The sequence below is a fragment of the Acidimangrovimonas sediminis genome, from assembly GCF_002871005.1.
Lineage (GTDB): Bacteria > Pseudomonadota > Alphaproteobacteria > Rhodobacterales > Rhodobacteraceae > Acidimangrovimonas > Acidimangrovimonas sediminis.
This window is the reverse complement of sequence record NZ_PHSN01000006.1, coordinates 48,551-72,031: the sequence shown is the minus strand read 5'-3', so window position 1 is coordinate 72,031 and position 23,481 is coordinate 48,551. Positions and strand designations below refer to the sequence as shown.

The 23,481-nt window shown below is 65.9% G+C and carries 18 protein-coding genes; 17 read left to right on the top strand and 1 reads right to left on the bottom strand.

The window, feature by feature from the left end:
- The first annotated feature begins 120 nt into the window (after nt 1-120).
- The 4 genes from CVV76_RS06740 to CVV76_RS06725 all read left to right on the top strand — a co-directional run bounded on the left by CVV76_RS06740 (nt 121) and on the right by CVV76_RS06725 (nt 3,758).
- Nucleotides 121-1,107, top strand: coding sequence for a TRAP transporter substrate-binding protein (locus CVV76_RS06740; RefSeq protein WP_102223872.1), 987 nt, complete (start codon nt 121-123; stop codon nt 1,105-1,107).
- A gap of 62 nt (nt 1,108-1,169) precedes the next feature.
- Nucleotides 1,170-1,511, top strand: a complete 342-nt coding sequence (locus tag CVV76_RS06735; RefSeq protein ID WP_199178519.1) for a TRAP transporter small permease — start codon at nt 1,170-1,172, stop codon at nt 1,509-1,511.
- Between the two features lie 166 nt (nt 1,512-1,677).
- Nucleotides 1,678-2,952: a TRAP transporter large permease gene (locus CVV76_RS06730; protein ID WP_102223871.1), complete on the top strand. Its 1,275-nt coding sequence runs from the start codon at nt 1,678-1,680 to the stop codon at nt 2,950-2,952.
- A gap of 11 nt (nt 2,953-2,963) precedes the next feature.
- A complete protein-coding gene (locus CVV76_RS06725) occupies nt 2,964-3,758 on the top strand; it encodes an NAD-dependent epimerase/dehydratase family protein (RefSeq protein ID WP_102223870.1) in 795 nt (264 codons plus the stop codon).
- A 149-nt stretch (nt 3,759-3,907) separates the two neighbouring features.
- On the opposite strand, the gene oxlT is transcribed toward CVV76_RS06725, so the two are convergent.
- Complete coding sequence (gene oxlT, locus CVV76_RS06720; protein WP_102223869.1) at nt 3,908-5,224, bottom strand: oxalate/formate MFS antiporter; 1,317 nt, start codon at nt 5,222-5,224, stop codon at nt 3,908-3,910.
- Nucleotides 5,225-5,841: 617 nt separating this feature from the next.
- Here oxlT and CVV76_RS06715 point away from each other — a divergent pair.
- From CVV76_RS06715 to CVV76_RS06660, 13 genes are all read left to right on the top strand, one after another.
- Nucleotides 5,842-6,285, top strand: coding sequence for a PAS domain-containing protein (locus tag CVV76_RS06715; protein WP_102223868.1), 444 nt, complete (start codon nt 5,842-5,844; stop codon nt 6,283-6,285).
- A 63-nt stretch (nt 6,286-6,348) separates the two neighbouring features.
- A complete protein-coding gene (gene frc / locus CVV76_RS06710; protein ID WP_102223867.1) occupies nt 6,349-7,599 on the top strand; it encodes a formyl-CoA transferase in 1,251 nt (416 codons plus the stop codon).
- Between the two features lie 227 nt (nt 7,600-7,826).
- Complete coding sequence (locus CVV76_RS06705; RefSeq protein WP_199178518.1) at nt 7,827-8,561, top strand: GntR family transcriptional regulator; 735 nt, start codon at nt 7,827-7,829, stop codon at nt 8,559-8,561.
- Between the two features lie 319 nt (nt 8,562-8,880).
- Nucleotides 8,881-10,629 carry an oxalyl-CoA decarboxylase gene (gene oxc / locus CVV76_RS06700; protein ID WP_102223866.1) on the top strand — a complete coding sequence of 583 codons (1,749 nt, stop codon included), beginning with the start codon at nt 8,881-8,883 and terminating at the stop codon, nt 10,627-10,629.
- Nucleotides 10,630-10,695: 66 nt separating this feature from the next.
- Nucleotides 10,696-11,973 carry a formyl-CoA transferase gene (gene frc / locus CVV76_RS06695; RefSeq protein WP_102223865.1) on the top strand — a complete coding sequence of 426 codons (1,278 nt, stop codon included), beginning with the start codon at nt 10,696-10,698 and terminating at the stop codon, nt 11,971-11,973.
- A gap of 298 nt (nt 11,974-12,271) precedes the next feature.
- Nucleotides 12,272-13,498 carry an MFS transporter gene (locus CVV76_RS06690; protein WP_102223864.1) on the top strand — a complete coding sequence of 409 codons (1,227 nt, stop codon included), beginning with the start codon at nt 12,272-12,274 and terminating at the stop codon, nt 13,496-13,498.
- Between the two features lie 392 nt (nt 13,499-13,890).
- On the top strand, nt 13,891-14,040 hold the full coding sequence (locus tag CVV76_RS24930) for a hypothetical protein (protein WP_158243110.1): 150 nt from the start codon (nt 13,891-13,893) through the stop codon (nt 14,038-14,040).
- Between the two features lie 207 nt (nt 14,041-14,247).
- Entirely contained in the window at nt 14,248-15,624 is a 1,377-nt protein-coding gene (locus tag CVV76_RS06685) for a sensor histidine kinase (protein ID WP_102223863.1), read from the top strand.
- Complete coding sequence (locus CVV76_RS06680) at nt 15,621-16,619, top strand: NADH-quinone oxidoreductase subunit B family protein (protein WP_102223862.1); 999 nt, start codon at nt 15,621-15,623, stop codon at nt 16,617-16,619. Before CVV76_RS06685 ends, CVV76_RS06680 begins: the two co-directional genes overlap by 4 nt.
- Nucleotides 16,616-18,043: a nickel-dependent hydrogenase large subunit gene (locus tag CVV76_RS06675; RefSeq protein WP_102223861.1), complete on the top strand. Its 1,428-nt coding sequence runs from the start codon at nt 16,616-16,618 to the stop codon at nt 18,041-18,043. Before CVV76_RS06680 ends, CVV76_RS06675 begins: the two co-directional genes overlap by 4 nt.
- 49 nt (nt 18,044-18,092) lie before the next feature.
- A complete protein-coding gene (hypF, locus tag CVV76_RS06670; protein WP_102223860.1) occupies nt 18,093-20,315 on the top strand; it encodes a carbamoyltransferase HypF in 2,223 nt (740 codons plus the stop codon).
- Nucleotides 20,316-20,543: 228 nt separating this feature from the next.
- Nucleotides 20,544-21,683 (top strand): hydrogenase small subunit, encoded by a 1,140-nt coding sequence (locus tag CVV76_RS06665; RefSeq protein ID WP_233192752.1) that lies wholly within the window; start codon nt 20,544-20,546, stop codon nt 21,681-21,683.
- Between the two features lie 3 nt (nt 21,684-21,686).
- Nucleotides 21,687-23,480 carry a nickel-dependent hydrogenase large subunit gene (locus tag CVV76_RS06660; RefSeq protein ID WP_102223859.1) on the top strand — a complete coding sequence of 598 codons (1,794 nt, stop codon included), beginning with the start codon at nt 21,687-21,689 and terminating at the stop codon, nt 23,478-23,480.
- Nucleotide 23,481: the final 1 nt, after the last annotated feature.

The following is a 23,481-nucleotide window of genomic DNA, read 5'->3' as shown; positions in this document are numbered from 1 at the left end:
CGCGGGGGGCTGTCAAGGAACTCTGGACAACTTATAATACAGGTTGACAGAATTTAGCCGATTGATAGGATGACTTCGTTTGCGATTGATGAGGGGCGCATCAGCCCAGGGAGGAGAAACATGCAGTTCATGACACCGATCCGTGCTGCCATGGCGGCGGCGGTCGCCGCGGTGGCGCTGACCGCCCCGGTGCACGCCGATACCTGGCGCGGCTGGAACATTCACCCCAAGGGGTACCCGAACACCACCGCGATCGAGAAGTTCGCGACCGATGTCGACAAGGCGACCGACGGCAAGCTGAGCCTCAAGGTCTACAACGGCGGCATCCTCGGCGACCAGTCCGACGCGATCGAGCAGCTGCGCGCCGGCGCGCTGGAATTCGCCAACTTCAACCTCGGGCCCATGGGGCCGGTGGTGCCGATGACCGACGTCCTGTCGCTGCCCTATCTGTTCAAGAGCCCGGAACAGATGCACCACGTCATGGACGGCCCGATCGGCAAGGAATTTGCCGCCGCGATGGAGAAGAAGGGCATCGTCGTGCTGTCGTGGTACGATGGCGGTTCGCGCAGCTTCTACAACACCAAGCACCCGATCGAGACGCCCGCCGACATGAAGGGCCTGAAGCTGCGGGTGATGAACAATGATCTCTACGTCCAGATGGTCGCCCAGCTTGGAGGCAACGCCACGCCGATGGCCTATGGCGAGGTGTACCAGGCGCTGAAGACCGGCGTCATCGACGGGGCCGAGAACAACTTTCCGTCCTACGACAGCTCGAACCATTACGAGGTGGCCAAGTACTATTCGGTCGACGACCACCTGATCCTGCCGGAATGCCTGTGCATCTCGAAGAAGGCCTGGGACAAGCTTGACCCGGCGCTGCAGGACGAGGTGAGGAAGGCCGCGATTGCCTCGGCCGACGACCAGCGCAAGCTTTGGGCCGAAGACGTGAAGAAGAGCGAGGCCCAGGTCAAGGCGTCGGGTGTGAAGGTCAACACGGTCAAGGACAAGGCCGCCTTCCAGGACGCGATGAAGCCGATCTACGCCAAGTTCGAGACGGAACACCCCGAGTTCAAGAAGGTGATCGAGCAGATCCAGGCGACGGAATAAGCCTGCAACGCCTGGCCCGGCCCCGGGGAGGGGGCCGGGCACTTTCATTTTCGGGGAGTGAGATGCTGAAACCTTATCCGACCCTCGGGCCGGTTTCCCGGCTGCTCGACGGCGTGACCGCGCTGATCGTGATCGTCTCGGGCGTGATGATGGTCGTGCTGATCGCGATCTTCGGCTGGCTGGTCTTCGGCCGCTACGTCCTGAACAACACCCCGACCTGGGTCGAGCAGGTGTCCCTGCTTCTCGTGGTCTGGATCACCTTTCTCGGGGCCGGGGTCGGCGTGCGGCAGAAACTGCACCTGTCGACCGATTTCATGCGCGATGCGCTGCCCACCCCCGCCAGTGTTCCGCTGACCTACCTGACCCACGTGGCGATGATCTTTCTCGGCGGCCTCATGGCCTAGTACGGCTGGGAACTGACAGTCAGCAGCCTCGACCGCATCATCCCCATGCTGGGCATCGCCGAGGGCTGGCGCGATCTGCCGGTCGCGATCTGCGGCGTGCTGATGGTGCTGTTCTCGATCGAACACCTCGCCGCGCTGGCCGCGGGACACAAGGATCTGGTCTGACATGGGTCTGGCAATTCTCTTCGTCGTCTTCTTCGGCGGCCTCTTCGTCGGCATCCCGGTGGCCTTTGCCCTGGCGCTCTCGGCCATCTGCGGATTCTGGTACGAGGGGCTGCCGATGTTCCTCGCCTTTCAGCGCGTGGTCTCGGGGGTATCGGTCTATTCGCTGCTTGCGATACCGTTCTTCATCTTCGCGGGAGAGCTGATGCTGCAGGGCGGGATCGCCTATCGCCTCGTGCGCCTGTCCTCGGCCGCGGTCGGCTGGATGCGCGGCGGGCTGGGTGTCGTCGGCGTGTTCTCGTCGATGCTGTTCGGCGGAATCTCGGGATCGGCGGTGGCCGATACCTCGGCGCTGGGGTCGATCCTGATCCCGGTGATGAAGCGCGAGGGCTATGCGGCCGACTATGCCGTCAACGTCACCGTCAGCTCTTCGGTCGCCGGCGTCGTCATTCCGCCCAGCCACAACATGATCCTGTTCGCCGTGGCGGCGGGGGGCGTCTCCGTCTCCAAGCTGTTCTTTGCGGGCATCCTGCCGGGCGTTCTGATGTGTCTGTGCCTGGCCGTCGCCGCCTATGTGATCGCGGTGCGACGCGGCTATCCGGCCGAAAGCTTCCCGGGCTTCAAGTCGCTGGGCATCAGCTTCATTGCCGCGCTGCCGGGCCTGTTCACCGCGGTGATCATCGTGGGCGGCGTGCTGTCGGGCGTGATGACCGTGACCGAAAGCGGGGCCTTCGGCGCGATCTACGCCCTTGTCGTGACACTTGTCGTCTACCGCGAACTGACGTGGGAGAAGTTCCGTCACGCCGTCATGGCGGCGGTGCGCACCACCTCGATGGTGATGATCCTTGTCGGCGCGGCCAACGCCTTTGCCTATCTTCTGGCGCTCTACCAGGTGCCGGACATGTTGGCGAATTCGCTGACCGACATCTCGTCGAACCCGATCGTCATCCTGCTGATGCTGAACGTGATCCTGCTGGTCTTGGGCATGATCATGGACATGGCGCCGCTGATCCTGATCTGCACGCCGATCTTTCTGCCAGTCGTCCGCGATCTGGGGATGGACCCGATCCAGTTCGGCGTGATCATGATGATGAACCTGGGCCTCGGCCTCTGCACCCCGCCGGTGGGCGCGTGCCTGTTCGTCGGCTGTGCGGTGGGCAAGATCCGCATCGACCAGGCAGTGCGGACGATCTGGCCCTTCTACCTGGCGATGTTCGTGGCGCTGATGCTGGTCACCTATGTGCCCGCCTTCTCCATGTTCCTGCCAAGCCTGTTGTGAAAGGACCCCTGATGAAACGACTTCTGATCACCGGCGCCGCAGGCGGTTTGGGCCGTGCGATGCGGTCCCGGCTGGCGCCGCTTGCCGACACCCTGCGCCTTGCCGACATCGCGCCGGTGGGCGAGGCCGGCGCGAACGAAGAGGTCGTCACCTGCGACCTGGCCGACGCGGCCGCCGTGCACGAGATGGTTGCCGGGTGTGACGGCATCGTCCATTTCGGCGGCGTCTCGGTCGAGCGTCCGTTCGACGAGATCCTGAACGGCAACATCATCGGCCTCTACAACCTCTACGAGGCGGCGCGTACCCATGGCCATCCTCGCATTCTGTTTGCCAGTTCGAACCACACGGTGGGGTTCCATCCGCAGGACAAGCGGCTGACCGCCTCGGACCCGATGCGGCCAGACAGTCTCTATGGCGTGTCGAAATGCTATGGTGAGGCGCTGGCCTCGATGTATCACGACAAGTTCGGACAGGAGACGCTGATCCTGCGGATCGGGTCGAGCTTTCCCAAGCCTGCGAACCGGCGGATGCTGTCGACCTGGCTGTCCTACGACGATCTTGCCCGGCTGATCACCCGGATGTTCGAGGTGCCGCGCCTTGGCCGCCCGATCGTCTGGGGCGCCTCTGACAACCCCGCCGGCTGGTGGGACAATGGCGAAGCCGGCTGGCTGGGCTGGCGTCCGCAAGACAGCGCCGAGGCCTTCCGCGCCGAGGTCGAGGCGGCCGAGCCCCTGCCGGCCCGCGACGATCCGGCCGCGGTCTACCAGGGCGGTGCATTCTGCGTGGAGCCGATCCACAAGAAGTGACGCTTTGATCCGTGGTCCAAATGAAAAGCCCCGTGGTCCGTCCGCGGGGCTTTTTCGTCTCTGTTCCACGGAAAATGAGATCATAGGCCCGGAAAGCAAAAGGACGCCCGGGACAATCGTCCGGGGCGTCCCTGGTTCGTCGCGGCGGCTTATTCGGCCGCGGCGGCGGCGTGGGCGTGCGGCATGCCCGCCGGATTGTTGCGGTTCTCGATCAGCGACTTGCGCATCGGCTTGAGCACGAAGAGCGCAAGCAGCACAACGATCACGTACATCGCCGCCGAGATCACGAAGACCATGTGCCAGCTTCCCGTCGCCGTCTTGATCACGTTGGCCAGCGGCACGAGGAAGGCCGAAAGCCCCTTGGCCGTGTACAGGAAACAGGCGTTCGTGGTGGCGTAGCCCTGGCCGAAGCTGTCGGTGCAGGTCGAGGGGAACAGGCTGAAGATCTCGCCCCAGGTGAAGAAGATCAGCGCCGCGCAGATCACGAAGGCCCAGGGGCTGCTGCCAACATTGGCAAGCAGGCCGAAGGCGATCGCCCCAAGACCGAAGGCGACGGCCATCGTGTTTTCGCGTCCCAGCTTGTCCGAGATCCAGCCGAAGAGCGGCCTCGCCCCGCCGTTTGCAAGCCCGTCGACGATCAGCACGACCGTCAGGGTCGGCGCGCCGAACAGGAGCACGCTATCGGCGACATGGTAGCTGGTCGCGATCAGCGCGATCTGCGCCGTCGCCATGAGCCCGCCGGCCGAGATCATCACGAACATGAGGTAGAGCAGCCAGAAGACCGGGGTCTTCAGCATCTCCTTCGGAGTCATGCTGAGGCTGTTCTGCGGGATCTTGCTGGCGGTGACCTCCGGTACCTCGCCCGGATGCGGGAAGCGCATGACCGACGACAGCGCCACGATGATCGCGCCCTGGATCAGGCCAAACCAGAAGAACGTATCGGCGTAGCCCGCCGAGGCGATCATCATGCGGATCGGAATGACCGTGAGAACGGACCCCGCGCCGAACCCGGCGGCGGTCAGGCCGACGGCAAGGCCGCGGCGGTCGGGAAACCATTTCACGGCGTTTCCGACGCAGGTCGCATAGACCGCGCCGCCGCCGATCCCCGAGAGGACGGCGCCGAAATAGAGCATGCCGAGCGAGCCGGCATAGGAATTGACGATCCAGCCGAGGCCGACGAACAGCCCGCCGACGCCAATCACGACCCGCGGGCCGACATCGGGGCCAAGGGTGTCGGCGATCCAGCCCTCGACCGGCGTCAGCCAGGTCTCGAGGGCGACGAAGATGCTGAAGGCCACCTGAATCGCGGCCACGTCCCAGCCGGTGGCCTTGGCCATGGGATGGACGAACAACGTCCAGCCGTATTGCAGGTTGGCGATCAGGATCATGCAGATGACCCCCAGGGTCAGCTGCATCCAGCGGTTGGCCGATTTCCTATCGGCCGCGCGCGGCGCGGTTGTAGACATTTGGACTCTCCTCCCGAGTGCCGGTGCGTTGCGGCAGATCTGCTGGCGTAAAGTATTTGGTATGCCAGAGGCGTTGTAAACGATTTTTTCTTTCTCCGACCTCCCTGTCGGGCCCGGCACCGGGCAAGCAAAGCAGGGATCCAGACGTTCGCGAAGTCTGTCGAAATGCGGTGGCCGGTGGCGCTAACGCATTCGTCCGAAACAACAACTGCCGACGTTGGACCTCCTCTCGAATCACAGCGTAATCGAAATTCTCAATGTGGCAAAACAGCGCAAAAATCGGACGACAAAGCGCCGGAAACCCAAGTTTTATTGGCCTCGCGCGCCTGGGTGCCCGTGCACGCGCCTACGCGTGCGCGGAAACAACCGTACGATCGGGCGAATGCCGTCAAGCAAGGTGATTCGCACCAATTGCCACAGCGCTTCTGGCATCGCGAGGACCACACCGGCCTGGGTCGAGCAGACGTATATCCGTCACGTCGCCGAGAGCGCGATCGAATAACTTGACATCCCATTCTCTGGCATGCCAGATGCCATAGACGCGAGATGGTAGCGAAACGGCGTGGGGAGCGCCGGGCCACCAGACACAAAGCACACGCATAGGGAGAGCGCGGGCGATGAGCGGCACTGTGGACACCCGGCAACTTGTCGACGGCGCGGCGGACGCGATCGTCGTCTCCGACGCCGAGGGCCGGATCGTCCTGTGGAACGCGGCGGCGACGCGGCTCTTCGGCTTCACCGAGGATGAGGCGCTGGGGGACACGCTCGACCTCATCACGCCGGAGCGGTTCCGCCCGCGCCATTGGGCCGGCTACCGCGTGACCATGGAAACGGGCGAGACGCGCTACGGCGACACGCTGCTCCGCGTGCCGGCGCTGCACCGCGAGGGACACACGCTGTCGATCGCCTTCACGGTGTCGCTGCTTTTCGACGCCGAGGGCCGGCCCGAGCAGATCGTCGCCGTGATCCGGGACGAGACCGAACGCTGGCACGCCGAGCGCGCGCTGAAGGACAAGCTGCGGAAGCTGGAGGAGGCGCAGGCCGCAGGCGCCGAGATTTGACGACATCCGGGGCCGGACGGTCCGCGCCCCGGAGCTCACTTTGAGGAGAGGGAGAAATCCGAGATGGGCAAACCACTAGAAGGCATCAAGATCATCGACTTCACGCATGTGCAGGCGGGCCCTGCCTGCACCCAGATGTTGGCCTGGTTCGGCGCCGACGTCATCAAGGTCGAACGCCCGGGTGCGGGTGACGTGACCCGCAGCCAGCTGCGCCATGTCGAGGATGCCGACGCGCTCTACTTCACCATGCTGAACTCCAACAAGCGCTCGCTCACGCTCAACACCAAGACAGAGGCGGGCAAGGAGGTTCTGACCAAGCTGATCAAGGAATCCGACGTTCTGGTTGAGAACTTCGGCCCCGGCGCGCTGGACCGGATGGGCTTCAGCTGGGAACATATCCACGAGCTGAACCCGGGCATGATCGTCGCCTCGGTCAAGGGGTTCTCGGACGGCCACCACTACCAGGATCTGAAGGTCTACGAGAACGTCGCGCAATGCGCGGGCGGCGCCGCGTCGACCACCGGTTTCTGGGATGGCCCGCCGCTGGTGACCGGTGCGGCGCTGGGTGACAGCAACACCGGCATGCACCTTGCCATCGGCATCCTGACCGCGCTGGTGCAGCGCAACCAGACGGGCGAGGGCCAGCGGGTTGCGGTGTCGATGCAGGACAGCGTGCTGAACCTGTGCCGCGTGAAGCTCCGCGATCAGCAGCGCCTCGATGCGCTGGGGTACCTCGAGGAATATCCGCAGTATCCGCACGGCGAATTCACGGATGTGGTGCCGCGCGGCGGCAACGCGGGTGGCGGCGGTCAGCCGGGCTGGGTGCTGAAGTGCAAGGGCTGGCAGTCGGATCCGAACGCCTACATCTACTTCACCATCCAGGGCCACGCGTGGGAGCCGATCTGCGACGCCATCGGCAAGCCCGAATGGAAGACCGACCCGGAATACACCACCGCCCGGGCGCGCCAGGACAAGATCTTCGACATCTTCTCGACGATCGAGGAATGGCTTTCGGACAAGACCAAGTACGAAGCGGTCGACATCCTGCGCAAGTTCGACATCCCCTGCGCCCCGGTTCTGTCCATGAAGGAGATCGCGGCGGACGAGTCTCTGCGCAAGAGCGGCTCCATCGTCGAGGTGCCGCATCCCAAGCTGGGCAAGTACCTGACCGTCGGCAGCCCGATCAAGTTCTCGGGTCTGTCGGTGGAAATCACCGCCTCGCCGCTGCTCGGGGAGCATACCGACGAGGTGCTGACCGGGCTGGGCTACTCGGCCGACCAGATTGCAGAGATGCACGCCGCACAGGCGGTCTGAAGTCCCTCCGGCGCGCGCGGCAGCTTCCCTGCAGGCCGTGGGCGCCGTCTGTCCCGGGATCCGGACCGTCCGGACCCCGGGACAATTTCGGGCAAGGCGGCCCGGATCGCCCACACCGTGGGCCGAAAGCCTCGCCGCGCGTGCCCACGGGCCGTGGAACCTTGGAAAGGCCGTCCGGATGCGCTATTGGCATGAGGAATGCCAGCGCCATTTGAGGAGACTGCCACGTGCCCACGCCGACGCGCAACAGGTGGCCGGTGGCCGAGCAGGCCACGCCTGATCTCGTCCTGCGGCCTTTCGCGCCCGAGCCGACGTTCAAGACCCGGGTCTACGAGACGTTGCGCCATGCCATTATCAATATGGATATCTACGGCAAGGAAGAGGAAACGTGGCTCGACGAGCGCCAGCTTTCCGAAAAGCTGGCCGTCAGCCGGACCCCGATCCGCGAGGCGATCGCCATGCTGGAACAGCAGGGCTTCGTGCGGACCGTGCCGCGCCGGGGAATCATCGTTCTGCGCAAGACCAAGCGTGAAGTGATCGAGATGATCCAGGCCTGGGCCGCGCTGGAGGCGATGGCGGCGCGGCTGGTGGCGCTGAATGCCAGCGACGAGGCAATCGCCGGCCTGCGGGAATTGTTCAACACCTTCCATGAAAGCCACCGGCCCGCCGACAACCTGTCGGAATATTCCGTGGCGAACATCCGCTTTCACCAGCGGATCATCGAGCTGACCGGTTCGGACCTGCTGCGCGAGATGACCGAGAACATCCTGATGCATGTGCGCGGGATCCGTCAATTGACGATCGGCCGTGGCGACCGCGCGACGCAATCCATCAAGGATCACCTCGCCATCATCGAGGCGCTGGAGGCACGCGACGTGACCCGGGCCGAGGCGCTTTGCCGAGACCACACGCTGGGGCTTGCCGACTATGTCGAGAAGCACAGCGAAGGGATCTTCGACTGAACGGATGATCCCCCCTGACGATCCGTCGTAAGGGGACACCAGCGCGATGAAGGGGCCGGGCACTCGGGTGTCCGGCCCCTTGCGTTCCGGCGCCCCGCAACTGGCCTGAAACGTCCCAAAGCTGGCCGGGAACCAGATTGACAGGTCTTGCCCATGGTGTATGGTATGCCAGATGCAAAGAGGCGCCATGCCATGCATCCGGCGGATCGGGAGGGTCGCCGAACCATGTCGAACCGCCCGCCGCACCGCCCAGCCGGTTCGCCGCGGGCACCGGGCGCGCCGCGCCGGCAAAACTTCAGCAAGGCCAAGGGAGAGAGAGATGAATGTGACGGGCTCGGTTCTCGAAGGGAACAAGGCAGAGGCGGACGCCCAGCAGGAGCTGACCGACGGCTTCCACCTCGTGATCGACGCGCTGAAGCTGAACGACATCACCACGATCTACGGTGTCCCCGGAATCCCGATCACCGATCTTGGCCGCCTCGCGCAGGCCGAGGGGATGCGCGTCATTTCGTTCCGCCACGAACAGAACGCCGGCAACGCCGCCGCACTGGCCGGTTACCTGACGCAGAAACCGGGCGTCTGCCTGACGGTGTCTGCCCCCGGCTTTCTGAACGGCCTCACCGCGTTGGCCAACGCTACCACGAACTGCTTTCCCATGATCCTGATCTCCGGCTCGTCCGAGCGTGAGATCGTCGATCTTCAGCAGGGCGACTATGAGGAGATGGACCAGCTGGCGATTGCCAAGCCGCTTTGCAAGGCCGCCTACCGGGTGCTTCACGCCGAAGATATCGGCATTGCCGTGGCGCGCGCCATCCGCGCCGCCGTCTCGGGCCGTCCCGGCGGTGTCTATCTTGACCTGCCGGCGAAGCTTTTCAGCCAGGTGATCGACGCGGCGGAGGGCCAGGCTTCGCTGGTCAAGGTGATCGACCCGGCGCCAAAACAACTGCCCGCGCCTGATGCCATCACCCGTGCGCTCGACCTGCTGAAGGGCGCCGAGAAGCCCCTGATCATCCTTGGCAAGGGTGCGGCCTACGCGCAGGCCGACGATGACATCCGCGCCCTGATCGAGAAGACCGGGATCCCCTACCTGCCGATGAGCATGGCCAAGGGCCTTCTTCCCGACGACCACCCGCAATCCGCCGGCGCCGCCCGGTCGCTGGTGCTGAAAGAGGCCGATGTCGTGCTGCTGCTGGGTGCCCGGCTGAACTGGCTGCTGTCGCACGGCAAGGGCAAGCAATGGGGCGCGCCCGGTTCGAAGAAGTTCATCCAGGTCGATATCGAGCCCCGCGAGATGGACAGCAACATCGAGATCGCGGCCCCCGTGGTGGGCGATATCGGCTCTGTCGTTGCCGAAATGCTGAAGGGCGTGGGCCCGGACTGGACCCCGCCGCCCGCCACCTGGACCGGCGCGATCCGCGAGAAGGTCGAGACGAACATCGCCAAGATGGCGCCGAAACTGGTGGGCAACACAGCGCCGATGAACTTTCACACCGCGCTGGGCGCGCTGAAGCAGATCATCAAGGAACGCCCCGAGGCGATGCTGGTGAATGAGGGCGCCAACACCCTCGACTTTGCGCGGTCGATCATCGACATGTATCGCCCGCGCAAGCGCCTGGACGTCGGCACCTGGGGCGTGATGGGCATCGGCATGGGGGCGGCCATTGCCGCGGCGGTCGAAACCGGCAAGCCGGTGCTGGCGGTCGAGGGCGACAGCGCCTTCGGTTTCTCGGGGATGGAGGTAGAGACGATCTGCCGCTACCAGCTGCCGGTCTGCATCGTCATCTTCAACAACAACGGCATCTACCGCGGTACCGACACCGACCCGACCGGCCGTGACCCGGGCACGACCGTCTTCGTCAAGGGCGCACGCTACGACAAGATGATGGAGGCCTTCGACGGTGTCGGCGTCAACGCGACCACGCCGGATGAGCTTACCCGTGCCGTGAACGCGGCGATGGATTCGGGCAAGCCCACCCTGATCAACGCGGTGATCGACGAACAGGCGGGAACCGAAAGCGGCCGGATCGGCAACCTCAACCCGCAAAGCACGATCGGCAAGAAGGCCTGACGCGAAGGCCTCGCCGGGCCCAGACCGGCCAGGCGAACCGCAGCATGGCGATCGGAGGAGGACGCGATGACGGCGCTTGAAGGTGTCAGGATACTCGACTTCACCCATGTCCAGTCCGGGCCGACATGCACCCAGTTGCTGGCCTGGTTCGGGGCGGACGTGATCAAGGTGGAACGCCCCGGAAGCGGCGACGCGACCCGGGCGCAGTTGGTCGACATTCCGGGCGCGGACAGTCTCTATTTCACCATGCTCAACCACAACAAGCGGTCGATCGAGCTGGACGCGAAGACCCCCGAGGGCAAGGAGGTTCTCACCCGCCTGATCGAGAGTTGCGACGTGATGGTCGAGAACTTCGCGCCCGGCGCGCTTGAGCGGATGGGGTTCCCGTGGGAGGTGGTGCAGACCATCAACCCGCGTATCATCCTGGCGTCGATCAAGGGGTTCGGGCCGGGGCGCTATGAGGCCTGCAAGGTGTACGAGAACGTCGCGCAATGTGTGGGTGGTGCGGCCTCGACCACCGGGTTCCGCGACGGCATCCCGGTGGTCACCGGCGCCCAGATCGGCGATTCCGGCACCGGGCTTCACCTTGCGCTGGGCATCGTCACCGCGCTTTACCAGCGCGAACAGACCGGTCGTGGACAGCGCGTGTCGGCCGCGATGCAGGACGGGGTGCTGAATCTCTGCCGGGTCAAGCTGCGCGATCAGCAGAGGCTTCAGAAGGGCCCGCTTCGCGAATATTCCCAGTTCGGCGAGGGTGTGCCATTTGCCGATGCGACGCCGCGCGCGGGCAACGACAGTGGCGGTGGCCAGCCCGGCCGCATCCTGCGCTGCAAGGGGTGGGAGGACGACCCGAACGCCTATGTCTACTTCATCACCCAGGGCGCGGCATGGTCGAAGATCTGCGCCCTGATCGGTCGCCCGGACTGGCAGAGCGACCCGCGCTATGCCACGCCCGAGGCACGGCTGCCGCGCCTGAACGAGGTCTTCGCCACGATCGAAAGCTGGACCGAGACGATCGACAAATTCACCGTGATGGAGATCTGCAACCCCCTCGGCATTCCGGTGGGGCCCATCCTCAGCATGAAGGAGATCGCCGAGGACGAGGGGCTGCGCGCCTCGGGCACCGTGGTGGAGGTCGACCACCCCGTCCGCGGCAGGCACCTGACGGTCGGCTGCCCGATCAAGCTTTCGGACAGCGCGGTCGACGTGCGGCCCGCTCCGTTGCTGGGCCAGCACACGGAAGAGGTGCTCAGCCAGCTGCTGGGATATTCCGCGGATGAGGTCGACCGGCTGCGCAGATCCGGCGCGCTTGGCGGGGTACCGGACCGGGCCGCGGCCGAGTAGCAACGCCCGGCCCGGCACGCGAAGGCACCGCGGCAAGGCATCCGCGCCGAAACGCAGCCGTGCGCTGAAACAGAGACGTTTTCCCGCGTTCGACGCGCATCCAGCGTGATCACGCCGCCATCACTTTGATGTGCGGCAGGTGCCATCGCTGGAAAGCCGTGCGTTTGGCGATAGCTGAACATGCGAACAAGCGCGGCCTCCTGTTTCCGCCCCTCCCGACACGATCCTGGGTCAAAGCCGGCCTTGGTCCGCCCCGGGCCTGTGCGGAGGTGTGCCCCGCGGCAGGAACGGAGGATTCATGTTAAAGGCACTCGACCACCTGAAGGCGCTCGACGCGAACCAGCGCCGCACCGTCATCGCCAGCTTCCTGGGCTGGACGCTGGACGCGTTCGACTTCTTCATTCTCGTCTTCGTGGTGAAATACATCGCGCAGGAGTTCAACGCCTCGATCCCCGAAGTGTCCCTGGCGATCTTCCTGACCCTGGTGATGCGGCCCGTGGGGGCCCTGATCTTCGGAATCATCGCCGAGAAGTTCGGCCGCCGCACCACGCTGATGATCGACGTGCTGATGTATTCGGTCTTCGAATTCGCCTCGGGTTTCGCGCCCAGCCTCGGTGTGCTGATCGTCCTGCGCATCATCTACGGCATCGCGATGGGCGGTGAATGGGGCGTGGGCGCCTCGCTGACCATGGAGTCGATCCCGAAGGAGGCGCGCGGCGTCATCTCGGGCATCCTGCAGGCGGGTTATCCCTTCGGCTACCTGCTGGCGTCGCTGGTGTTCTTCCTGCTGTTCCCGGTGATCGGCTGGCGCGGCATGTTCATGGTTGGCGCGATTCCCGCGCTTCTGGTCTTCTACATCCGGCGGAACGTGAGCGAATCCCCGGTTTACGAAGCCCGCGACAAGACCAAGTCCGAGCCATTCCTCAAGGTGCTGCGGCAGAACGCCAAGCTGTTCATCTGGGCGGTGATCATGATGACCGCGTTCAACCTGTTCTCGCACGGCTCGCAGGACGTCTACCCGACCTTCATGGAGACGCAGCGGAACTATTCGACCCACGTGGTCGGTGCGATCGCGATCTTCTACAACATCGGGGCCATCCTGGGCGGCATCGTCTTCGGCCAGTTCTCGCAGTTGATCGGCCGCAAGCGCGCCATCGTCATCGCCGCCGTGCTGGCCGTGCCCACGGCCTGGCTCTGGGCCTTTGCGCCCGGCGCTGTGCTCTTGGCGATCGGCGCCTTCCTGATGCAGTTCTTCGTGCAGGGCGCCTGGGGTGTCATCCCGGTCCATCTGAACGAGCTGTCGCCTGACGAGGTCCGCTCCACCTTCCCGGGGTTCGCCTACCAGATGGGCAACCTGATCGCCGCGGGCAACGCGACGCTGCTGACCAGCCTCGCCGCCGCCTGGGGCAACGATTATGCCTCGGCGATGTTCTGGGAAATGATCGTGGTGGCGATCCTCGTCGCGCTGCTGGCGGGCTTCGGCTACGAGAAGCGCAACGTCAGTTTCGGCGCGCAGCAGGGCTGACGCACAAGCCTCGGGGGCCGCGTTTTCAGCGCGGCCCCAAGCATAACGTTTCAGTGAAATTTTCCCATTCTTGGTGCCCATACAAACCCCGAAGGCACTTTTTCCTTGCTTAAGTGCGCAAAAAAACATATATGAGCGCCATACAGAAATCGTAACCGGTCCCATTGGACGTTCCGCCCTGCGCAGCGCCCACCTTTGGAGACGGCAATTAAGCCATCTTCGGGACCGTACCCAGGAACGCCGGAGCCAAGGCCAATCGCCAGCCATTACGGGTTGTGCGGCGGGTCTGCCAACTTTTCCCGCAGCGTGCGGGGTGCTTCGGCGATCAACACATATTCCGGGACGGCGCTGCTTGCGGTGCCCTCCGGCAAGACCAGAGAAGGAGTGACATCATGCGTAAGGACACCAACGCGGATCAGGTGAAGACCCGGATCGAGCCGACCGAAGAACAGCGTCGCGAAGATCGCAAGACCACCGCGCAAAAGGCCGACGCGGACCTCTGGGCGGTGCAGCGGCACACCCAGTTCGCCACCTCGGCCTGAACCACCGACAGCGATCCCGGGATTGCCCGGGGATGCGCGCACGACGCGACGGCCGGCCCAACGGGGCCGGCCGTTTTCGTTTGCAGGGGCGCCGCACCTTGAGAATATGCCCCTCGGGGAATGGGCGGTGCGGGCTCGCCGGGCTGGGGTCGCTGCCGCCCTTGCGTCGTTGCGGCCACCCGATATGCTTTCGCCCGAGGAGATCCGATGACCCGTTCCCCATCGCACGACCGACAGCCGCACCAGGCCGACACCGGCCTCAGCGCCCTGTTGCCCGAGGGCGCGGGGGGCGATGACGTCTGGATCGACGTCCTCTCGGCGGTCGACCGCACCTATGCCGACCTCGTCGATTATCAGGAACGGCTGGAGCGTCAGAACCGCGAGATGGAGGATCTGCGTTCGTTCCTCGGGTCGATCCTGTCGTCGGTCTCGGATGCGCTGATCGTCGTCACCCGGTCGGGCACGGTTCTGGAAACCTCGGCCTCGGTCGAGGGGCTGACCGGCAGGCCCGGCGCCGCGTGGCACGGCGGTGCCCTGGCGGCGATGTTCGTGCCCGACGCCGCGCCGGCGCTTGATGCCGCACTGGCCGAGGCGGCGAACCGGCGCGCCCCCGTCACGATCGAGGCGGCGCTGCGTGGCCACGACGGCCCCGCCCCGGTGGAGCTTTCGGTCAGCCCGCGGATGGACGACCGGGGCCGCATCGCGGGCTACGCGCTGACTGGCCGCCCGCTGGGAGAGCTGCGCCAGGCCTATTCCGAGCTTGCCGAAAGCCACGAGGCGCTGAAATCCGCGCAGGCCCAGCTGGTGCGCAACGAAAAGCTGGCTTCGCTGGGCCGCCTGCTTGCCGGCGTCGCGCATGAGCTCAACAACCCGATCAGCTTCGTCTACGCCAATGCCCACGCGCTGGAACGTTACGCAGGCAAGTTCGAGACATATTTCGAAGCCGTCCAGCAAGGCGCCGAGCGTGCCAAGCTGATGCGCCTGCGCGAGGAGCTGAAGCTGGACCGCGAAGTGCGCAACCTGCGCGAGGCCGTGCAGGGCGCCCGCGAAGGGGCCGAGCGGGTTCGCGATATCGTGGAAGATCTGCGACGGCTGAGCGCCGAGGGCACCGGCGAGATGGTGGCGTTCGACTTGGTCGATACTGCCTCGGTCGCCGCAAGCTGGGTACGCCGCGGCTCCAAGGCCGAGGTCGCCCTGGTCTTCGAGGGCCTGCCCGGGCTGCGCGTCATCGGCCGGCCGGGCCATGTGCAGCAGGTGGTGATGAACCTTGTGCAGAATGCCGTCGACGCGCTGGAGAACCGTCCCGGCGGGCGCATCGTCATTGCCGCCGCGATCGCTGGCGGCCGCGGCCAGCTGTCCGTTCGCGACAACGGCCCGGGCGTGTCGGATGAGGACGCCGCAGCCATATTCGACCCGTTCTTCACTACCAAGCCGGTCGGGCGCGGTACTGGCCTCGGCCTGTCGATCTCGCACAAGATCGTCGAGGAACACGGCGGACGCCTGCGGCTTTGCACAGATGGCGAAGGCGGCGGCGATGGTGGCGCCTGCTTTCGCTTCGACCTGCCGCTGGCGGAGGCGCAATGAACCTGCTCTGGCTTCAGGCCGCCGGTTGTGGCGGCTGCACCATGTCGCTCCTCTGCGCCGAGAATCCGAACGTCTTCGACCTGCTCGACGGGGCCGGGGTCAATGTGCTCTGGCATCCCGCGATCAGTCTCGAAACCGGCGTGGAAGTGTCTTGTCTGCTCTCGGCAGTCGAGGCGGGAGAGATCCCGCTCGATATCCTCGCGGTCGAGGGGGCGATTGCCCGCGGACCGCATGGCACGGGGCGTTACCAGATGCTCTCGGGCACCGGTCGGTCGATGCTCGACTGGTTGCGTGCTTTGGCGCCACGCGCGCGGCATGTCATGGCGGTTGGTACCTGCGCCACCTATGGCGGCATCACCACCGCCGGGGGGAACCCCTCGGATGCGGTCGGCGTGCAGTACGAGGGGGCCCTCGGCGGCGGCGCGCTACTCGCCAGCTTTCGCGCGGGCGATGGCCTGCCGGTGATCAACGTCGCGGGCTGCCCGACCCACCCCGACTGGGTGACCGAGACCCTGTTGTTGCTGAAATCCGGCGCGCTTGGCCCCGCCGACCTCGACGAGCTGGGCCGGCCGCTCTTCTACGCGCAGCACCTCGTCCACCATGGCTGTCCGAAGAACGAGTTCTACGAATACAAGGCCTCGGCCGAGATGCTGTCAGAGATGGGCTGCATGATGGAACACCTCGGCTGCGTCGGCACCCAAGCGGTGGGCGATTGCAACATCCGGCCGTGGAACGGCACCGGGTCCTGTACCTCGGGCGGCTATCCCTGCATCGCCTGTACCGCGCCCGAGTTCGAGGAACCGCGCCATCCCTTCACCGAAACGCCCAAGATCGCGGGCATCCCGGTGGGGCTGCCGTCGGACATGCCAAAGGCATGGTTCATGGCGCTCGCCTCCCTCTCAAAGGCCGCGACGCCGAAACGGATCGCGACAAACGCGATCGCCGACCGGGTCGAGGTGACACCGACCCTGCGCAAGCCGAAAGGCCGGACATGAGCGAAGCGCGGCTGGTGGTCGGTCCGTTCAACCGGGTCGAGGGCGATCTGGAGGTGCATCTCGACGTGACCGAGGGGCAGGTTGCCAGCGCCCGCGTCACCGCCCCGCTGTTTCGCGGGTTCGAACAGATGCTTGAAGGCAAGGACCCGCGCGACGCCCTGACGGTGACGCCGCGGATCTGCGGGATCTGCTCGATCAGCCAGTCGGCGGCCGCGGCCCGCGCTCTGGGTGCGGCGGCGGGAATGGAGCCCACCCCGCAGGGCGCCGCCATGGCCGCCTTGATCCACGCGGTGGAGAACGCGTCGGACCACCTGATCCACTTCAACCTGTTCTTCATGCCCGATTTCACCCGCCCCGCCTATGCCGGCCAGCCCTGGCACAGGCGGGTGGTCGACCGCTTCACTGCCGGTCAGGGCGGCGCCGTGCGGGCCGCGGTCGAGGCGCGGGCACAGCTGATGCACATCCTCGGGCTGATGGCTGGAAAGTGGCCCCATACGTTGGCGATCCAGCCGGGCGGGGTGACCCTTGCCCCCGGCCCGCGCGAGAAGGTGCGGATCGAGATCACCCTTCGCGCCTTCCGCCGCTATCTCGAGACAACCGTCTTCGGCGGAAAGCTTGAGGATTTTGCCGGGATCGAGACGGTTTCGTCGCTCATGCGCTGGGACCGCGGCGATGCGGGCCTGTTCATCGAGATCGCGCAGGCGCTGGATCTGGATCGGCTTGGCCGCGGGTCCGGTCGCTACCTCAGCTTCGGGGCGTATCCGTTGGCCGAAGGGCATGGCTTTGCCCCGGGGCTGTGGGAAGGCGGCCCGGTGCCGTTCGATCCGTCGGCGATCGTCGAGGATCTGAGCCATGCCTGGATGCTGGGCCCCGCCGCCCACCCCTCGACGGGAGAGACCCGCCCGGACGCGGCGATGCGGTCCGAGGCCTATTCCTGGTGCAAGGCGCCACGGCTTGCTGGGCGGCCGGTCGAGGTGGGCGCGCTGGCGCGGCAGGTGGTCGATGGCCACCCGCTTGCCCAGGCGCTCGCCGGTGGCGGAGTTCTTGCCCGGGTGGCGGGGCGGCTTCTGGAACTGGCACGGACGCAGGTGTTGATGGAGCATCTTTGCGCCGCAATAGAGACGAATGCGCGGTTCATGTCCGGCCCCGTCGGACGGATCGAAAACGGCCATGGCGCAGGCCTGGTCGAGGCCGCGCGCGGGGCGCTTGGTCATTGGCTGCGCGTCGAGAAGGGGCGGATCGCGGGATATCAGATCATCGCGCCGACCACCTGGAACTTTTCCCCGCGCGACGCGGCGGGTATTCCCGGCCCGCTGGAGGCCGCGCTGGTCGGCGCGCCGGTTGGCGAGGGCGAGGCCAGCCCGGTCGCGGTACAGCATATCGTGCGGTCCTTCGATCCCTGCATGGTCTGCACGGTGCATTGAGGAAGAGCCGGGGGTCAGCCCCCCGGACCCCCGGAGTATTTTCGCCAAGATGAAGCAGGACGGTGTTCAGATCAGGGTGCGCGGGCAGGTGCAGGGCGTGGGGTTCCGCCCCTTCGTCTGGCGTCTGGCGCAGGCGCGGGGCTTGCGGGGCGAGGTGCTGAACGACCCGGAAGGTGTTCTGATCCGGCTTTGCGGTGCTATCGGGGACCTTGCCGACGCCCTGCGCGCCGAGGCGCCGCCGTTGGCGCGGGTCGACGCGGTGGAGGTTTCGCGCTGGGTGTTCGACGTCGTGCCCGAGGAATTCACCATCGTGGCGTCGCGGGGCCATGGCGCCGAGACACGGGTGACGCCGGACGCGGCGACCTGCCCGGACTGCCTGGCCGAGATCCGGGGGCAGGGGCGGCGGCGGGGCTATGCCTTCACCAATTGCACGCATTGCGGACCGCGGTTCAGCATCCTGCGCGGGCTGCCTTACGACCGGGCGCAGACCACGATGGCGCCGTTCGACATGTGTCCCGCCTGCCGCGCGGAATACGACAATCCGGCGGATCGCCGGTTCCATGCCCAGCCGATCGCCTGCCCCGATTGCGGGCCGCGCCTCTGGCTGGAGGTCGGCGGGGAGGAGCGGTCGCCCGAGGATGCGGGGGAGATCCTGCGCGCGGGCGGGATCGTCGCGGTGAAGGGGCTGGGCGGGTTTCACCTTGCCTGCGATGCGACCGACGCGGGGGCGGTGGCGCGGCTGCGCGCAAGAAAGCGGCGGCCGACGAAACCTTTCGCTCTCATGGCCGATCTTGAGCGGATCATGCTCTATTCCAGCGCGACTCCGGCGGAAGAGGCACTCTTGCGGGACCCTTCCGCACCCATCGTTCTGCTACCGCGGGCGGGTCGGGCACTGCCGGAGGGTGTGGCGCCGGGGCAGGAGATGCTGGGCTGGATGCTGCCCTACACGCCGTTGCACCATCTGCTGATCGACTGGGCCGGGGGGCCGCTGGTGATGACCTCGGGCAATCTGTCGGGGGAGCCGCAGGTGATCGGCAACGAAGAGGCGCGCGTCAAGCTTTTCGCTTTTGCCGACGGGTTCCTCATGCATGACCGGGAGATCGCCCGGCGGTTGGACGACAGCGTGATGCGGGCCGATCCGCCGATGGTGTTGCGGCATGCGCGCGGCCGGGTGCCGGGCACGCTGGCCCTGCCCGACGGGTTCGAACGCGCGCCGCAGGTTCTGGCGCTGGGCGGCCAGATGAAGGGCGCGATCTGCCTTGTGAAGAACGGGCAGGCGCTGCTGTCGCACCATCTTGGCGATCTGGACGATCTGCTTTGCCTCGAGGAGTTCCATAAGGCGGTTGCCGACTACCGGGCGTTGTTCGATCACCGTGCGGAGCGGATCGCCGTGGATGCGCATCCGGGGTACCGCGCGACGCAGGCGGGGCAGGCGATGGGGGGGCCGGTGGTCGAGGTGTTCCACCATCATGCGCATCTGGCGGCCTGCCTGGCCGAGAATGGCTGGCCCCGGGCGGGTGGCAAGGTGGCGGGGATCGTTCTGGATGGGACCGGCCTTGGGCCGGATGGCACGGTCTGGGGCGGTGAGCTTCTGCTGGGAGGCTACGTTTCAGCTGAAAGAGTGACGCATCTGCGCCCCGTACCGCTGCCCGGAGGCGACCGGGCGTCGCGCGAGCCCTGGCGCAATCTGCTGGCGCAACTGGATGTGGCGGGGCTGAGTGATCTGGCCGATCTAATCATGGCGGACAAGCCGCGCGCTGTCCTGCGGCGGGCGATCGCGGCGGGGGTGAATGCGCCGCTGTCCTCCTCGGCCGGGCGGCTGTTCGATGCCTTCGCGGCGGCGCTGGGGTTCGATGGCGCGCAAAGCTACGAGGGCGAGGCGGGGATGTGGCTTGAGTCGCTCGCCGGTCGCGCGGGGGAGGCGCCAGCCTATCCTTTTGCGAAGACGAAAGAGGGCCTCGACCCCGCGCCGATGTGGCGTGCCTGGGCCGAGGATCGGGGGCGGGGCACGCCCCGCGAGGTGATGGCGCGGCGTTTCCATGCCGGGCTGGCGCAGGCCTTCGCCGCGCCGGCACGGGCCCTGGTGGCGGACGGGGCGGCAGGGGCTGTGGCGCTTTCGGGCGGGTGTTTCCAGAACGCGCTGCTGCACCGGATGACCGTCGCCGCGCTGGACGGGATCCCGGTTCTGACGCATCGCGCGGTGCCCGCGAACGACGGCGGCCTCGCCCTCGGGCAGGCCGTTATCGCCGCGGCGCAGCGGGAAAGCGACTGACCGGAAGCTTGCCGGGGAAGGACAGCCGCTTACCACCGCCGGGGCGCGACAGGCGATTGCGCTTCCTGGTTAAGGCATTGTAAAAAAATGATTTAAGCAAGAGATTACGGCGCTGTCCCCCGACCGTGCTTTTCCTTCGATTTCGCCTCACGCCCCTGCGACATCTGGTCACCACCGCGCCGAGGGTGGCTGCATCGCGCAGGCGCCGGGACTTGAGGGGAGGGACCTTTGTCACAGATCGAAACCTTCTACGACGTGATGCGCCGGCAGGGGATCACCCGCCGCAGCTTCATGAAGTACTGCTCGCTCACCGCCTCGGCGCTGGGTCTCGGGCCCGCCTTCGTGCCGAAGATCGCCCATGCGATGGAAACCAAGCCGCGCACCCCGGTGATCTGGGTCCACGGCCTCGAATGCACCTGCTGTTCCGAAAGCTTTATCCGCTCGGCCCACCCGCTGGCCAAGGACGTCGTGCTGTCGATGATCTCGCTCGATTACGACGACACGCTGATGGCGGCGGCGGGAACACAGGCCGAGGCCGCCCTTCAGGACACGATCGACAAGTACAAGGGCAACTACATCCTCGCGGTCGAGGGCAACCCGCCGCTGAATGAGGACGGGATGTTCTGCATCGTCGGCGGCAAGCCCTTTGTCGACCAGCTGAAACACGCGGCCGAACATGCCAAGGCGATCATCAGTTGGGGCGCCTGTGCCTCTTACGGCTGCGTGCAGGCGGCGGCGCCGAACCCGACGCGGGCCACGCCGGTGCACAAGGTCATCACCGACAAGCCGATCATCAAGGTGCCCGGCTGCCCGCCGATCGCCGAGGTCATGACCGGCGTCATCACCTACATGCTCACCTTCGACCGTCTGCCGACGCTTGACCGTCAGGGCCGGCCCGAGATGTTCTATTCCCAGCGCATCCACGACAAATGCTACCGCCGACCGCATTTCGACGCCGGCCAGTTCGTCGAGCATTGGGACGACGAGAACGCGCGCAAGGGCTATTGCCTCTACAAGATGGGCTGCAAGGGGCCGACCACCTACAACGCCTGTTCGACCATCCGATGGAACGACGGCGTGAGCTTTCCAATCCAGTCGGGCCATGGCTGCATCGGCTGTTCCGAGGACGGGTTCTGGGATCAAGGCTCGTTTTACGACCGGCTCACCAACATCAAGCAATTCGGGATCGAGGCGAATGCCGACGTTATCGGCGGCACGGCGGCTCTGGCCGTCGGCGGCGCGGTGGCGGCGCATGCCGCGGTCTCTGCCCTGAAACGCGCCCAACAGAAGAACGACGCCCGCAAGGCCGCGGCCAAGACCCAGTCTTCCAAGACCCGGTCTTCGGTCGACAAGAACGAGGACGCCTGATCCATGACCCAGCAAACCCCGAACGGCTTTACCCTAGACACCTCGGGCAAGCGCATCGTCGTCGATCCGGTGACACGGATCGAGGGCCACATGCGCTGCGAGGTCAACGTCGACGACCAGGGCATCATCCGCAACGCGGTCTCGACCGGCACGATGTGGCGGGGCCTCGAGGTGATCCTGAAGGGCCGCGACCCGCGCGACGCCTGGGCCTTTACCGAGCGGATCTGCGGCGTCTGCACCGGCACCCATGCGCTGACCTCGTGCCGCGCGGTCGAGGATGCGCTGGGGATCGAGATCCCCGACAACGCCAACTCGATCCGCAACATGATGCAGTTGGCGTTGCAGATCCACGACCATGTGGTGCATTTCTACCACCTGCACGCGCTGGATTGGGTCAACCCGATCAACGCGCTCAAGGCCGATCCCAAGGCCACCAGCGAGCTGCAGCAGAAAGTCAGCCCCAGCCACCCGATGTCCAGCCCCGGATATTTCCGCGACGTGCAGAACCGGCTGAAGAAGTTCGTCGACTCGGGGCAGCTGGGCCTGTTCAAGAACGGCTACTGGGACAACCCGGCGTACCTGCTGCCGCCCGAGGCCGACCTGATGGCCACAACGCATTACCTCGAGGCGCTGGACCTGCAGAAGGAGATCGTGAAGATCCACACGATCTTTGGCGGCAAGAACCCGCATCCCAACTGGCTTGTCGGCGGGGTGCCCTGCGCGATCAACATCGACGGCGTGGGCGCGGTCGGCGCGATCAACATGGAGCGTCTGAACTACGTCAGCCGCATCATCGAACAGACCCATGAGTTCGTGAAGAACGTCTATGTGCCGGACGTGATCGCCATCGGCGGGATCTACAAGAACTGGCTCTATGGCGGCGGATTGTCGAGCCAGGCGGTGCTGGCCTACGGCTGCATCCCCGAGCGCGCCAACGACTGGACGCCGGCCAACCTGCATCTGCCGCAGGGCGCGATCATCAACGGCAACCTCAACGAGGTGCACCCGGTCAACCTGCGCGATCCCGAGGAGGTGCAGGAATTCGTCGACCATTCTTGGTACACCTACGGCCAGCCCGGCAAGGGCCTGCACCCATGGGACGGGGTGACCGAGGCCAAGTACGAACTGGGTCCCAACGCCAAGGGCACCCGCACCAATATCGTCGAGCTGGACGAGAGCGCCAAATATTCCTGGATCAAGGCCCCGCGCTGGAAGGGCCACGCGATGGAGGTGGGCCCGCTGGCCCGCTACATCGTGGGATATGCTGGCGGGCACGAGGATATCAAGTCCCAGGTCGATGGCCTTCTGGGCACGATGAACCTGCCGTTCGACGCGATCTTCTCGACGCTGGGGCGCACTGCGGCCCGGGCCCTCGAGGCGGAGTATTGTTCGCGCCTGCAGCGGCACTTCTTCGACAAGCTGATCGCCAACATCAAGAACGGCGACCTTTCCACCGCGAATGTCGCGAAATGGGATCCGTCAACCTGGCCGAAGGAGGCCAGGGGCGTCGGCCATTCCGAGGCGCCGCGCGGTGCGCTGGGTCACTGGATCAAGATCAAGGACGGCCGGATCGAGAACTACCAATGCGTCGTGCCGACCACCTGGAACGGCTCGCCCCGCGACACGCAGGGCAATATCGGCGCCTTCGAGGCCTCGCTGATGAACACCAAGATGGAACGCCCCGAAGAGCCGGTCGAGATCCTGCGGACGTTGCACAGCTTCGACCCCTGCCTTGCCTGCTCGACACACGTGATGTCGGCCGACGGCGAGGAACTGACGCGGGTCAAGGTTCGCTGAG

Bases quoted from the DNA above. Each gene is read 5' to 3' on its own strand.
- CVV76_RS06725 (WP_102223870.1), top strand. From the start codon at position 2,964: ATGAAACGACTTCTGATCACCGGCGCCGCAGGCGGTTTGGGCCGTGCG.
- oxc (WP_102223866.1), top strand. From the start codon at position 8,881: ATGAATGTGACGGGCTCGGTTCTCGAAGGGAACAAGGCAGAGGCGGAC.
- CVV76_RS06730 (WP_102223871.1), top strand. From the start codon at position 1,678: ATGGGTCTGGCAATTCTCTTCGTCGTCTTCTTCGGCGGCCTCTTCGTC.
- CVV76_RS06690 (WP_102223864.1), top strand. From the start codon at position 12,272: ATGTTAAAGGCACTCGACCACCTGAAGGCGCTCGACGCGAACCAGCGC.
- CVV76_RS06675 (WP_102223861.1), top strand. From the start codon at position 16,616: ATGAGCGAAGCGCGGCTGGTGGTCGGTCCGTTCAACCGGGTCGAGGGC.
- oxlT (WP_102223869.1), bottom strand. From the start codon at position 5,224: ATGTCTACAACCGCGCCGCGCGCGGCCGATAGGAAATCGGCCAACCGC.
- frc (WP_102223865.1), top strand. From the start codon at position 10,696: ATGACGGCGCTTGAAGGTGTCAGGATACTCGACTTCACCCATGTCCAG.
- CVV76_RS06735 (WP_199178519.1), top strand. From the start codon at position 1,170: ATGCTGAAACCTTATCCGACCCTCGGGCCGGTTTCCCGGCTGCTCGAC.
- CVV76_RS06680 (WP_102223862.1), top strand. From the start codon at position 15,621: ATGAACCTGCTCTGGCTTCAGGCCGCCGGTTGTGGCGGCTGCACCATG.
- CVV76_RS06660 (WP_102223859.1), top strand. From the start codon at position 21,687: ATGACCCAGCAAACCCCGAACGGCTTTACCCTAGACACCTCGGGCAAG.
- hypF (WP_102223860.1), top strand. From the start codon at position 18,093: ATGAAGCAGGACGGTGTTCAGATCAGGGTGCGCGGGCAGGTGCAGGGC.
- CVV76_RS06715 (WP_102223868.1), top strand. From the start codon at position 5,842: ATGAGCGGCACTGTGGACACCCGGCAACTTGTCGACGGCGCGGCGGAC.
- CVV76_RS24930 (WP_158243110.1), top strand. From the start codon at position 13,891: ATGCGTAAGGACACCAACGCGGATCAGGTGAAGACCCGGATCGAGCCG.
- CVV76_RS06740 (WP_102223872.1), top strand. From the start codon at position 121: ATGCAGTTCATGACACCGATCCGTGCTGCCATGGCGGCGGCGGTCGCC.
- CVV76_RS06685 (WP_102223863.1), top strand. From the start codon at position 14,248: ATGACCCGTTCCCCATCGCACGACCGACAGCCGCACCAGGCCGACACC.
- frc (WP_102223867.1), top strand. From the start codon at position 6,349: ATGGGCAAACCACTAGAAGGCATCAAGATCATCGACTTCACGCATGTG.